The organism is Methanosarcina mazei S-6 (assembly GCF_000970205.1).
GTDB classification, from domain to species: domain Archaea; phylum Halobacteriota; class Methanosarcinia; order Methanosarcinales; family Methanosarcinaceae; genus Methanosarcina; species Methanosarcina mazei.
Genome location: NZ_CP009512.1, coordinates 3509683 through 3522081 on the forward strand (window position 1 = coordinate 3509683; position 12399 = coordinate 3522081).

At 42.3% G+C, this 12399-nt stretch carries 13 protein-coding genes; 9 read left to right on the forward strand and 4 right to left on the reverse strand.

The window, feature by feature from the left end; genetic code table 11:
• Positions 1 to 16: 16 nt before the first annotated feature.
• From MSMAS_RS14985 to MSMAS_RS14995, 3 genes are all read left to right on the forward strand, one after another.
• The gene (locus tag MSMAS_RS14985; RefSeq protein ID WP_048040776.1) at positions 17 to 277 is read left to right on the forward strand and encodes a DUF2683 family protein; all 261 of its coding nucleotides are present in this window, start codon (positions 17 to 19) and stop codon (positions 275 to 277) included.
• Between the two features lie 14 nt (positions 278 to 291).
• The gene (locus MSMAS_RS19875) at positions 292 to 540 is read left to right on the forward strand and encodes a type II toxin-antitoxin system RelE family toxin (protein ID WP_080942106.1); all 249 of its coding nucleotides are present in this window, start codon (positions 292 to 294) and stop codon (positions 538 to 540) included.
• A 362-nt stretch (positions 541 to 902) separates the two neighbouring features.
• Complete coding sequence (locus tag MSMAS_RS14995) at positions 903 to 1787, forward strand: follicular epithelium yolk protein subunit (protein ID WP_048046755.1); 885 nt, start codon at positions 903 to 905, stop codon at positions 1785 to 1787.
• Between the two features lie 354 nt (positions 1788 to 2141).
• Here the strand turns inward: MSMAS_RS14995 and MSMAS_RS15000 are convergent, their stop codons facing one another.
• The 3 genes from MSMAS_RS15000 to MSMAS_RS15010 form a co-directional block, all read right to left on the reverse strand.
• Complete coding sequence (locus MSMAS_RS15000; RefSeq protein WP_048040770.1) at positions 2142 to 2507, reverse strand: hypothetical protein; 366 nt, start codon at positions 2505 to 2507, stop codon at positions 2142 to 2144.
• 177 nt (positions 2508 to 2684) lie between these two features.
• Positions 2685 to 3182 (reverse strand): hypothetical protein, encoded by a 498-nt coding sequence (locus MSMAS_RS15005; protein WP_048040768.1) that lies wholly within the window; start codon positions 3180 to 3182, stop codon positions 2685 to 2687.
• A gap of 261 nt (positions 3183 to 3443) precedes the next feature.
• Complete coding sequence (locus MSMAS_RS15010) at positions 3444 to 3941, reverse strand: hypothetical protein (RefSeq protein WP_048040766.1); 498 nt, start codon at positions 3939 to 3941, stop codon at positions 3444 to 3446.
• A gap of 413 nt (positions 3942 to 4354) precedes the next feature.
• Between MSMAS_RS15010 and MSMAS_RS15015 the strand changes: the two genes are divergently transcribed.
• From MSMAS_RS15015 to MSMAS_RS15040, 6 genes are all read left to right on the forward strand, one after another.
• The gene (locus tag MSMAS_RS15015; protein ID WP_011033795.1) at positions 4355 to 5296 is read left to right on the forward strand and encodes a PHP domain-containing protein; all 942 of its coding nucleotides are present in this window, start codon (positions 4355 to 4357) and stop codon (positions 5294 to 5296) included.
• A gap of 619 nt (positions 5297 to 5915) precedes the next feature.
• Positions 5916 to 7739: an ABC transporter substrate-binding protein gene (locus MSMAS_RS15020; RefSeq protein WP_226987567.1), complete on the forward strand. Its 1824-nt coding sequence runs from the start codon at positions 5916 to 5918 to the stop codon at positions 7737 to 7739.
• Between the two features lie 118 nt (positions 7740 to 7857).
• Entirely contained in the window at positions 7858 to 8805 is a 948-nt protein-coding gene (locus tag MSMAS_RS15025; RefSeq protein WP_048037867.1) for an ABC transporter permease, read from the forward strand.
• Positions 8802 to 9770, forward strand: coding sequence for an ABC transporter permease (locus tag MSMAS_RS15030; protein ID WP_011033792.1), 969 nt, complete (start codon positions 8802 to 8804; stop codon positions 9768 to 9770). Before MSMAS_RS15025 ends, MSMAS_RS15030 begins: the two co-directional genes overlap by 4 nt.
• Positions 9767 to 10720, forward strand: a complete 954-nt coding sequence (locus MSMAS_RS15035; RefSeq protein ID WP_011033791.1) for an ABC transporter ATP-binding protein — start codon at positions 9767 to 9769, stop codon at positions 10718 to 10720. Before MSMAS_RS15030 ends, MSMAS_RS15035 begins: the two co-directional genes overlap by 4 nt.
• Positions 10702 to 11400, forward strand: a complete 699-nt coding sequence (locus tag MSMAS_RS15040) for an ABC transporter ATP-binding protein (RefSeq protein ID WP_011033790.1) — start codon at positions 10702 to 10704, stop codon at positions 11398 to 11400. Before MSMAS_RS15035 ends, MSMAS_RS15040 begins: the two co-directional genes overlap by 19 nt.
• Before the next feature lie 246 nt (positions 11401 to 11646).
• Here the strand turns inward: MSMAS_RS15040 and MSMAS_RS15045 are convergent, their stop codons facing one another.
• Positions 11647 to 12366: a dihydromethanopterin reductase (acceptor) gene (locus tag MSMAS_RS15045; RefSeq protein WP_011033789.1), complete on the reverse strand. Its 720-nt coding sequence runs from the start codon at positions 12364 to 12366 to the stop codon at positions 11647 to 11649.
• Positions 12367 to 12399: the final 33 nt, after the last annotated feature.

The window sequence follows — 12399 nt, forward strand, 5'->3', positions numbered from 1 at the left end:
TGCATGTGGGATGTATATGATACAGGCTAGAGTTAAAATTTCGGACAGAACGAACCAGGTTCTGAATATTGTTAAAGCCAAATACAACCTGAAGGATAAGAGTGCTGCTCTCGACTTAGTTGTAGCTCAATACGAAGAGAAAATACTTGAGCCTCAATACAGTCCTGAGTTCATAAAGGAAATGCTTGATTCGGAGAATGATGAAGTAATTGGACCATTTGAAAACGCTGGTGAATTAAAAGCATACATAAAAAGCTTGCCTGATGAGGATGAGTAAGCTTGTACAAATTATTGGTCAAGGGGAAGCTTTTAAAAGAACTGCGAAAATTAAACAAGAAGAATCATGTACTTTTCGAGGCAGTCTTCAAAAAAGCTGATGAAATCTGTATCAATCCTCAACATTACAAAAATCTCAATTATCCCTTAAATAAATATAAACGAGTACATATTGATTCTAACTTTGTACTATGTTTTTCTGTTGACGAAAAAGAGCAAACTGTGACATTGGTGAAATTAGCCTATCACAAAGATGCTTATTGATTAAAGTTTAAAAATTGGGTAATGGGCTTGAGGAGTTATTGAAAACCGCAAGCAGAAAAATTTCTCTGTATTTTTCTCAAATTCGGGAGTTGTACTTGCTTTTTCAGAAATGATCAATAACTCACGGACATAACCCAAAATTTCCACCATGGTTTATTATTTTCGTATTCTCTGACAGAAGCTTCATATTTAATTTACTGTTTTCCTGAATTAAGCTCTGAATATGTACAGCTTGTTTTTGTGTAACTCAGTTTAACCGGCTTATCTGATCATCCTTCCGGCTCATATATACAAAACATGCACATGTATATTTTATAACTTCCTCAAAAAATTTATATCAAATTGATGCCATACATGAGAGCATGGAAATTCAAATAAGCATAAAGGCAGGAGCTGACGCATCAACTTCCAGCGTCAGCGCATCGGGAAGTGTACAGCACATCATCACAGACAATGAGAGAAAGACATTCGGCATTGAAGACGCCGGCCTCAAGAGTGCAGTAGAAAAATATTTTGGGAAGAAACCGAATGATGCATATCTTCACAGTCCCACTCCATGGGACGACCTTTACAAAACATACGGGTGGGCTGAAGTTCAAACAATACTGGACGTCAAGAGTTCAACAGTGACCGGGATTACTTCAGAACCAGTTATAGTGGCAACCAAGAAATTCGTCAACAGCAGCACAAAGGTAGCCACTTTCGATGCCAGCATTTCGGACCAGGTCAACGATACCACGGAAAGCAACTGGTCTCAGACAGACACAATCGATGTAGGGCAGAAGATTACTTATGAAGTCAGCTTCCTGGGAGCCGGAGGAGGGGGAGAAACGTCCATGTCTTACAGCCATTCCTGGGGTCAGGGAGGCTCTGAGAGCAAAAGCATTACAGTTGGTTCAAGTTCGGGAGTTACTGTTCAGTTAAACCCGGGAGAGTCGGTTGAAGCTGTATTGACCGCAAGCAGAGGCGTAATGAAGGTAAGGATTGTTTACCTGGCACATCTGACAGGCAGTACTGCTGTCAATTATAACCCGACTTACAAAGACCACCATTTCTGGGCCCTTCCCATTACCGGTGTTATGGGTGCTGCAAGCCTCTCAACTACCAGGGAATTTACAGAAGATATTGAGATCGGCTACTACTCAGACGCAAAAATAGAACTGAGAGACCCGACAGGACAGTTAAAGGCAACATTCCTGGCAGCCAATAAGCCAGCAATTGAAAAAATAGCTGTCAAAGCAGTGTAAAGCTTATAAGCCTATTAAGCGCAGACCCGGCAGTACACGAATTAAAGAGCCAGGCAATGATAATGAGAAATTTATGTTCTCAGTCAATCAGCTTGAGCATCTTTTTCTGGATTACCTGCCCTGTTCTGCTCAACTATTTTTTCATTTTTTAAAGAACTGTTCAGCTCTGTTTAATAGAAGGCTTCATTCTTTAAGTCGAAATCTGTGAGCTGATTTTTGTGAAGGGGTTTTATATCGAACTGCTCCGGCATTCAGACAGAAACAGGCTACCTAGTTTAATATGTAAGTCACTCAGTTAATATTTAAATTACTAAATTTAAGATATAAGTTACTAAATTTAATATTTAATTCACATTACTTTTTATTTTTACTAATTTCATCCCTTAACTCTGCTAATTTGCCGCGAAGATCGCTGTATTCATTTTTCAAGTTTTCAATGTCATCCGGGATAGTTTTTATCCTTGTTTCTATCATCCTTTTCATCTGTTCGTTTTCAATCTCGTCAGATATTTTACAGCTCAAATCTTCCTTGAAATTCACCACATCTTCGAGATATTCGTTTAATTTATCGACAATGCTTTCTATCTTTAATTCCCGGGACACAGCTTGAAGGCTCTCTAATTCGTCTATGAGAGCATTTGAAGTATTATCCAGATTGCTCATCTTCTGTTCCAGTGAGGTTAATCTGGAAAGTATATTCTGTTCAGTAGATTCAGACAATGTATTCCCCCCATGAATTACATGTACGTCTCGAAATGAATTAATATCTAAATGAATTGAAACAGGAAAAAATAAAGTTTTTCCATTATCATAAATAAAGCGGAAAAAAATAAAGACAAAGGGTAAAGATAATTTAAGGGAACCGTTATTTCAGGAAACCGTTATTTCAGGAAACCGTTATTTCAGGAAACCGTTTTTCCAGAAAAAGTTTTTATCAGGATTTCTTTCGAATTTTTCAAATACGCTGGGATAAAGCGCCGGATACCGTGCTTCTTCAAGAGGGATACAGAACATCCTTTCAGGATAAGAAGGAACTCCACCAAGTCCAGCAGCAACGAAAAAAGGATGTTTATTTTCTCTGGCGAAGTCCTGGTAGCGTTTTAACTGCTCCGGATTGGACCAGTGAAGTTTTCCTTCATAAAGATCTGACCTGAACTTGCATTCCACATAAAAGATTTCGCCGGTTGGGACATAACGGATAGTGAGGTCAGGACCGGCATCTGCTTCTACATATCTGTCGTGCTTTCTGGCAATGTCCGTGCTCCATTGAACAATAGAAAAATATTTTTTATCAAAAAGACCAACAACGTACTTTTCAAAGTCATTTCCTTTTTCTACAGACTCGTCTTCTGTCAATACTTCAACAGCTTTTACTATTTTATTCAAAATTCCCATTATGTGACCCCTTAAAAGAACATATAAATAAATAATGTGTTAGATACTTTAAAGCTTTTCTATAAGTATTCAGAATAAAGTCTCGTCGCTTTTAAAATGAAGTTGAAGCGGGAAGTCTGTACAAAATTAGATAAAGAAAAAAACAGACAGAGAGGAGAAAGCGCAGAGGAAGATGGGTGCAGAAAAAAGAATATTCCTTAAAATAATGAAAGAACATGCTGAAAAGCTAAAGCAAAAAATGAAAAGTTTAGAATTAAAAATTTATTCTGGCATCTTTTTTTTCCAGGAGAATTTTTTCTTTGGATCCCGTTCAAATTTCTTATACATTTCAGGATAGATCGCAGAGTATTTTGCCTCTTCCAGAGGGATACAGAACATCCTTTTTGGCTTTCTCGCCTTTCCTCCGAGCCCTATAACCACAAAAAAAGGGACCAGATTATCCTGTGCAAAGGTCCTGTAACGCCCAAGCTGTTCAGGGCTTGACCACTGGAGTTTACCTTTATAGAGTTTTGATCTGAACTTGCATTCTACACAGAAAATCTCATTGGTGCGCCTGTGGCGGAGGACCAGGTCCGGGCCGCAGTCTGACTCTACAAACCGGGTATGTTTTCTCGCCATATCCGTGGTCCACTGCACAATAGAAAAATTTTTTTCATCGAAGAGGTCTACCACATACTTTTCAAAATCATCTCCTTTTTGCTCGGATTCATTTTCAAAAATGATACCCAGAATTGTCCTTAACTTTCTAAACAGACCCATAGTTACACCACTATTGTTTTTGAGAAAATACTGAAATATTTTAACAGATTTATAAATGTGATGGTATGCAGCTAAAAAAACGAAGAATGTATTTATCAGAAAATATCATGCGGAAAACGAATTTAGAATATTATCGGAATGTTTTGCACGTCTACAGAATTCGGGGGTCCCACCAATTATTTTTCGTAATTTTTAAAGGTATAAATAAGAGTCTAGAAAATGCTTTTATGGGTTTCCGGGAAACCTTAATTTAAAAAAAGGATATACTATAATAGTAGAGATATATTGCAGAAACATAAAACTGGATAAAAATAATCAAAAAAAATTAAAAACCTCATAATTCTACGCCGATAGGGGGAAGGCAGAGGAATTGCGAAGAAAAGCTGATAACACCGGAAAGGGCAGCTGAGCTTATGGAAAAAGGCTGGAAACGGGCAGACCTGCATGTGCATACTACCTGTTCTTTCGACGTGCTTCCGGCAAAAGATTTGAATCCCCTGAGTCTTTACGAAAAGTCTCTTGAGATTGGGATGGATTTTGTAACATTTACAGACCATGATACTGTAGAGGCATACGAAATCCTGGGCTGGGACCGCGAAAAGCTCACTCCGGGGGCTGAGATGACCTTATATGACCCGGAATTTGCAGGGCATACTTTGCACATCAACGTTTTCGAGCTTGACAGAGAGTATTTTTCAGAACTCAGGGAAATAGCAGAAATAGAGCATGACCTCAAAAGTTTTACAGGATACCTCAAACGGCACAGGCTTCCTTTTGTTTACAACCACCCTTTCTGGTTTGAGTTCCACAGGCAACCGAACCCTTCCGCAGTGCCGAAGCTGGCAAAGCTCTTTCCTGTGCTTGAATACAATATGCACGAGCTCAAGCAGAAAAATGAACTTACAATAGCTCTTGCAGAAAGGTTTGGCAAAAGCATTGTTGCGACAACGGATACCCATACCGGAAAAATGGGCCAGGTATATACCCTGGCAAAAGGGGATAGTTTCAGGGAATATTTCAGGAACATAGAGAAAGGGAGAAATTACATAGTTACCGGAGACCTTACAAGAGAACTGCTGATAGAAGAAATGAACACCTGGATAGACCTGATCTTTGAAAAAAGCCAGAAGAACCGGGACATAAAAAACTACCTGACAGGAATAAAGTCCCTGGATGCACTGGTAAAAATCTCGAGGAGCACTCTTTTAAACTACTCTCCGAGGCTTAACAGGACAGCCATGAACCTTTTTTATATGATCTCAAACACAGGGCTTCCGGCTTCATTCTACATCCATTCGGAAAAAAGCTTTGCCAGAGAGATCGAAAAAGACATTGAGATCAATAACAGGAAGTAAAGTTACATGTCTTATTTTCCGTTTTTCTTATCCCAGCGATTTTAACCAGTATTTTTAATAATTCAGCATCACTTTCCCAATTAGTTGTAATTTTGCCGTGATACAATCCAGAAGTTACATATTTAAATTTATTTAATCAGTCCCCTCAAAATCCAGTTACCATATATTCAGATTTCTCTGTCCACGTTTCTATAATCCAGCTGTCACATATTCACATTTCTTTATCCAGTTTCTCTAGAATCCAGTTTCTCTAGAATCCAGTTTCTTGAATCTATTTTTCTATTTTGATTTATTCTGCTTTGATAAAAGTCCTGAGATTAAAAACCTGTTCAAGGGACTGCTTTACAAAAAGATGGAAAAAATGAAAAGGTTTATATTGCGAAATCATTAGATTTTATAGCATAAAAATTTAATTTTTAGTAATATTTTTAATTATCCAAATATTAGATATTAACAATTGATGCGAATAAGTTCGAAAAAAGAGCGTAGAGGTAACCATTAATATTCTGCTCAAATTTCACCCATCATATTTTCAATGTCCTGTTAATCAGCAGAAAAACCGGGAAAAAATAAGTGGAGTAGAAATCTTTTCAAAGTAACCGAACCTCTGGCGCCATCTGTGAAATCAAGGAGAAAAGTCGAAACAGGAAGAGGCAGCATGATGAAAAAGAGTAAAGGTTTCAGAGGATTGCAATTAAAGAGAGGGTTAAAAAGCTGGTTGATATTTACCGCACTCATGCTTGTTTTTTGTTCGGTCATACACCTGGCAGGAGCAGCAGAGCCTGAAAATTCAGGAGAAAGCATTACTCCCTCAAACGACGGAATTATGGACAGAATTATGACATATATAAAAGGGCTGCTGGGAGAAGAAAATATTCAGGGCTCCGGAGCAGTTTCCGAAGCAGCAATCTCAGATATTCAGCAGTCGGCAGATTCCGAAAAAGCAGTCCTGAAAATTGCAACTCCGGGAATGGTAAAATCCACGTCCTTTATAGGGGACTCAAATCTCGGAGTTTTTGCCCATCTCTCAAACCCTCCTCTCATGAAAATGGACTCAGGTGGGAAACTTACAGGCCAGCTTGTCGAAAATTATGAAGTCTCGGAAAATAACACCTGCTGGACATTTTACCTTAAAAATAACCTCTACTGGAGCGACGGAGAACCTGTGACTCCGGAAGACGTTGACTTTTCAATCAGGTACTACGGAAAAAAGACTCCCTGGGCAAGCTGGATAAACGATACTCTTGAAAGCTCGGCTGTTTCGGACGCAAACAACTCAGTAACCTTCAAATTTAACAAGCCTTACACCCGCATCGACCTGGAATTTGCCACCTACAATATTCTCCCTGCCCATGTCTGGGAAACAATTGAAAACCCGATGGAATACACGAATAACGGCCCTTACACAGGCTGCGGGCCTTATTACCTCAAACAGATAGACCTCAATGCCGGGAAGCTTGTTTTTGAGAAAAACCCTTACTGGAAAGGAAAAGCTCCGGAATTCGAAACTGTGGAGGTCCATTTTTACTCAAGCGCTGACGTTGCTACCCTTTCCCTTAAAAACGGCGAGGTTGACACCTATTACAAATATGCAGGTTCATACCCCTATTCCGGAATCGAGCAGCTTGAAGGAACTGGAAATTTCGACTTTATCGAAAAGACGGATATAGGCCTTGTTTTCCTTGCATTCAATCTGGAAAAAGCACCTTTTTCGGACCCGGAATTCAGAGAAGCTCTGGCTTATGCAATAAATTATGAAGAGATCGTAAACCTTGAGATTCTGGGTCACGGGGAAGTACCTAACCGCGGTTTTGTGCCACCTGCCATGGAAAACTTCAAGGAAACCGAAAAACTTGAGTACAGCCCTGAAAAAGCCAGAAAAACTCTGGAAAAAGCAGGATATAAGGATAGTAATGGAAACGGGATACTTGAAGGAAAAGACGGGAAAGACATCAAGCTTGAAATCCTTATCCGGCCGGAGTATGCCCGTACAGGCGAACTTCTTGAAGAATACTTCGAACATGTGGGCCTTGCTTCAGACCTGAGGACTGCGGATTCCGATACCTGGATGACACTCAAGGATAATTACGAGTATGACATGACAGTAACCCGCTCCACCCCCTGGGGCATGTTAATGCACGCGAGCTGGGGAAGCGGCTACTTTGATTCCAGAAGGACAGGGCAGGGAGTTATGCATAACCTGGATGACACCGAATTCCTGAAGCTCTGCGATGATGTCCTCGCAATCACGGATCCCGAAGAGCTTCAGGCCTATGCATATGAAATTCAGGACTACTATGCAGAAAACCTGCCGGCAGTTCCTCTCTACTGGAACAGTGTTGTTACCCCGTATAACAGGCACATTGAGGGCTGGTATACCGATCCCCTTTACGGCATTTATAACCTTGATAACTTTGTAAATGTGACAAAAATAGATGCATAAAACATAACTGGAGGTATCAAAAAAATTCTGAAAAAGAAATCCTGGAAGTTAAAAAGGTAGAAAAAGAAGTAGAAAGTACGGCAAAATAGTGCAGGAAATAAAATAAGAAATAAGACCAATGTCAGGGATAACAGGAAAAGGGACCCGGTATCTTGCTTCACTCGCGCTCATAATCATCATCAACTTTACCCTTCCCAGGCTCATGCCCGGGGATCCGGTGAAAAACCTCATAGGAGAAGATGTATATGTGTCCGAACAGGTGATGGAAGAGCTGAGGGCAGAACTCGGGCTTGACAGGCCTCTTTACGAGCAGTTTGCATCCTTCGTTTCAGACATCCTGCACCTTGACCTGGGGTATTCTTACCACCTCCATGCTCCTGTTGCAGAGATCCTCCTTGACAGGATTGGATGGACCCTGCTGTTTGTAGGGTCGTCTGTAATTATCGGAGCCTTTGCAGGAAGCCTGCTCGGAGCTCTTGCAGGGTGGAAGCCGGAAAAGAGAACAAGCCGTGTTACAGGTCTTGCATTTATTGTTTTTTCCTGCACCCCTCCGTATTTTCTTGCCCTTCTTTCCCTCTATATTTTTTCTTTCAGGCTGGGACTTTTTCCTTCAAAAGGGTTTTATGACGCCCCGGAAATAGGGAGCATACTTCATCACCTTTTCCTGCCAATCTGTGTGATGTCTGTTTTTTCGGCATCCAGAAATTTTCTGGTCATGCGCGGAAGTGTGATCCAGGAAAAGAAAGAGCTTTACGCTCTCTATGCCAGGGCAAAAGGCCTGAATGATACCGGCGTACTCTTCAGGCACGTATTGAAAAATTCCTCACTCCCTATCATTACCCTTCTCGCGCTCGACTTTGGGTTTCTATTCAGCGGAGCGCTGTTTATAGAAATAATTTTTTCGTTAAACGGCATGGGAACCCTTATTTACGGCGCAATAATGGGAAAAGATTATCCCCTTCTCCAGGGGGCTTTTCTGGTAATCTCCCTCACAGCCCTGCTTGCAAACATGCTTGCTGACCTGCTCTATGCTTTAATCGACCCCAGAGTCAGGAGACCTGCATGAGCCTGGAAGCTGCCCATAGCGAAAGCTCCTGTATAACAGAAGCCTGTACTGAAGAGCATCCTGAAAAACAGCTTGAAAATTCGGATTTTATTTTAAAACTCCCTTTAAAACCCCCATTTAATTATTACAGAAAGCAGGGAAGTTTTTTGGGACAACTGAATTATGGAGGAATTTTTCTCTTTGCCTTATTCCTGTTTATGGCATTGTTTCCTTCCCTGCTTGCCCCTTACGCCCCTTATGACCGCTTCACGCCTTACGAAGAACCTTCAGGACAGCACCTTCTCGGGACGAACGACATAGGAAACGATATCCTCTCAGAACTTGTGTACGGGGCAAAGGTCTCACTGACAGTGGGATTTGCAGCCGCCCTTGTCTCAACCCTGATAGGGACCATCCTCGGGCTCTGTTCAGGCTATTTCAGGGGGGCTGTTGATGAGCTGCTAATGGGTTTTACAGATATTGTCCTTATTATCCCGAAAATTCCCCTTATCATAGTCCTGGGAGCGTACCTGCAGCCCAGCATCTGGATCCTTGTCCCCGTGCTCGGCCTCCTATCCTGGGAATCCACTGCCAGAGTTACCAGATCAAAAACCCTCCAGTTAAGGGAAACAGGCTATGTTAAAAGTGCCAGATGCATGGGTTTTTCTTCACAGCACATTATGTTCTCGGATATTTTGCCCAACCTCTACCATGTCCTGCTGCCCAAATTCATGCTGGCAACAGCCTCGGCAATGATTTCGGAAGCCTCTCTTTCTTTTCTCGGGCTCAGCGATGTAAGCATGAAAAGCTGGGGGACAATGCTTTCTTTTGCTTTTTCCAGAGGAGGTTTTATCAGGGACATGTGGTGGTGGTATTTGCCTCCGGGAATCTGCATAACCCTCTGCGTAATATCTATTGCACTCATAGGGTTCGGGATCGAAACTAAAAAAGAGGAATATGCAGCAGGCGGAGAGGATGCTGTATGAAGTCTCCCACCAGAGATAAGCTGCTTGAAGTAAAGAACCTCCAGGTCTCATTTTTGGGGATAAAAACCGTAACTGCCCTTTCAGGGATCTCTTTTTCGATTGGGGAAAGAGAAACACTGGCTCTGGTTGGAGAAACCGGGTGCGGTAAATCCGTAGCTGCACATGCAATTATGCGCCTTTTGCCCCCCGAGTCCGGAGTGAAAGGGACTGTGGAATTAAGGGGAAGAAACCTGCTCGGGTTGAGTGAAAAAGAGATGACAGAGATAAGGGGAAAAGAAATCGGGATAATTTTCCAGAACCCCTCCCTTGCCCTCAATCCCGTGTATTCCATAGGGCATCAGCTTGCAGAACCCCTGCGCCTGCACAGGAAGGAAAAGAAAAAGAAAGCCCTCTCCAGGGCAGCAGAAGCCCTTAAAAATATGGGTTTTGCAAATACCGGCGAGATAATCAATTATTACCCTTCATGGTGCTCAGGGGGAATGAACCAGCGATTTTTGATTGCAGCTTCAACTATCCTTGACCCTGCGCTCCTTATAGCAGATGAGCCTGGAAAAGGGCTTGACAGAAGTTGCTTATCCGAACTTGAAGCCGGGCTTAAGAGATTGAAAGAAGAAAAGAAAACTGCCCTGCTCCTTATAAGCCATGACCTTGGTTTCGTGCGAAACCTTGCAGACAGGGTTGCAGTGATGTATGCAGGAGAGATTGTTGAAATTGCAGACTCTTCAGGGATTTTCGAAGAACCTCTGCACCCCTACACAAAAGGTCTCCTGAATAGCCTGCCAGAGAAGGGCTTTATCCCCATACCCGGATTTTCCCCTCCCCTCAGCAGGCTCCCTTCAGGCTGCAGGTTCCACCCGCGCTGTCCTCTGAGGAAAAGATGCTGTATTGAAAACCAACCGGAGATTATAGAAACAAACGGAAGAGCTGTGAGGTGTTTCCTATACCCCTGAGAGCGGACCGGCTTTCAAAAACATACGGAGCCAGCTTTCTGAGCACGGGAAAATGTATTTTCCATGAGATCTCGCTTGAAATAAGGCAGGGTGAAACTTTCGGGCTTATGGGAGCGTCCGGAGAAGGAAAAAGCACTCTGGGACGGGTCATTGCCGGCATTGAGAGACCCACATCAGGCTCCGTATATTATAATGGCTACGGGCTTACCGAAATGAAAAAAATCGAAAATGCAGCCTTCCGCCGTAAAGTCCAGATAATGTTTCAGGACCCTGCAGATGCTTTCAACCCGAGGAAAAAGATAGAGCAGGCAATTTCTGAAGTGCTTAAACTCCTCAGAGTCCCAGAAGCCGGATATGCCTCAAAGATAGAAGAGATGCTTGTAACCACAGGTCTCCCTGATGAAGTGCTTTCCCGTTACCCCATCCAGCTTTCGGGTGGACAGCTCCAGCGCCTTGCCCTGGGCAGGATTCTTCTTCTCAACCCGGAATATATCATCCTTGACGAACCTACTTCTGCCCTTGATGTCTCGGTGCAGGCACAGATCCTCCATATGCTTAAAAGGGTTCAGGCTGAAAGAAACACAGGCTATCTCCTGATTTCCCATGATGAGGCAGTTATCCGCTTTATGTCTGACAGCTATGGAGTGCTTGAAAATGGGCAGCTGAAAATAATCGAATAAAATAATCGAATAATAGATTTTAATCGAATAAATAATCGATAAATGATCAATAGATAACCGATAAAGAATAGCTAAATAGATTTCATGACCCTGCATAAGTTCAGGTAAATTCTGACCGTGCAACTAATTCATTATCCTGAACCATTCTTGGACGCTTGATGCAGAAAAATAATATTTCCAGAAAGGAAAAAGGGAAAAGGGGAAAAAGGGAAAAAAAGGAGAAAAAAGTAAGCCAAAATTCCGGATTTAAAAAAGCTCCAGAATGGCTTCGGGACTTTCAAGTACGGTGATCCCCTGCAGGCTTTTTACAATCTCAACATTTCGCATGTCCACGTCCCTGACAAGGACTTCAACAGGTCCACCTTTTATAGCATTATAGGGGCAGAGTTCTTTGCAGATCCCGCAGCCTTTGCATTTAAGCAGGTCTATCTGGTCCGTGACGCCGTTTTTCTCGCTGATTGCTTCATGTGGGCAGTTTTCCCGAGGGGGGCATGTTTCGCAGTGTTTGCACTGCTTTCTGTCAATGTTGTAAGGCATTTCGGATATAATCGAGCCTTCGATGTCCACAGGTACGACAAATACCGGGACTCTCCCTTTGACAGCCTGGGAGACAGCATTGGTTACAAGGGAATCGGCAATCCCATAAGCGATTTTCGAGACTGTGTTTGAAGTTGCAGGCGTAACGAAAAGGGCGTCATACCTGTCAAGAGCAAAACGCCCTACTTTGGGGGAACTTGAACCCTGCTCGCTTTCCCGGAAAATCTCTTCAAGGTAGTCTCCTCCCGAGATTTTTACAAGCTTTTGCTCAAGCCCGTACATCCTGAGCACTTCTTCGGCTGCCCTGGAAACGTATGTGTTTACGGAAAGTTCGGGGTTCCTGAGTTTAAGTTCTTTAAAAACCTGATAACTGCGGTCAAGGAAATGACCTGCACCTGTGATACCCCATGCAATTCTCTGAAAGCTCATGAAAATGAATCATGCCTGAGGGAGATGATATAA

Excerpts from the sequence above, each read along its gene's own strand:
- MSMAS_RS15025 (WP_048037867.1), top strand. The coding sequence starts at position 7,858 with ATGTCAGGGATAACAGGAAAAGGGACCCGGTATCTTGCTTCACTCGCG.
- MSMAS_RS15045 (WP_011033789.1), bottom strand. The coding sequence starts at position 12,366 with ATGAGCTTTCAGAGAATTGCATGGGGTATCACAGGTGCAGGTCATTTC.
- MSMAS_RS14995 (WP_048046755.1), top strand. The coding sequence starts at position 903 with ATGGAAATTCAAATAAGCATAAAGGCAGGAGCTGACGCATCAACTTCC.
- MSMAS_RS15015 (WP_011033795.1), top strand. The coding sequence starts at position 4,355 with ATGGAAAAAGGCTGGAAACGGGCAGACCTGCATGTGCATACTACCTGT.
- MSMAS_RS15005 (WP_048040768.1), bottom strand. The coding sequence starts at position 3,182 with ATGGGAATTTTGAATAAAATAGTAAAAGCTGTTGAAGTATTGACAGAA.
- MSMAS_RS14985 (WP_048040776.1), top strand. The coding sequence starts at position 17 with ATGATACAGGCTAGAGTTAAAATTTCGGACAGAACGAACCAGGTTCTG.
- MSMAS_RS15010 (WP_048040766.1), bottom strand. The coding sequence starts at position 3,941 with ATGGGTCTGTTTAGAAAGTTAAGGACAATTCTGGGTATCATTTTTGAA.
- MSMAS_RS15030 (WP_011033792.1), top strand. The coding sequence starts at position 8,802 with ATGAGCCTGGAAGCTGCCCATAGCGAAAGCTCCTGTATAACAGAAGCC.
- MSMAS_RS15035 (WP_011033791.1), top strand. The coding sequence starts at position 9,767 with ATGAAGTCTCCCACCAGAGATAAGCTGCTTGAAGTAAAGAACCTCCAG.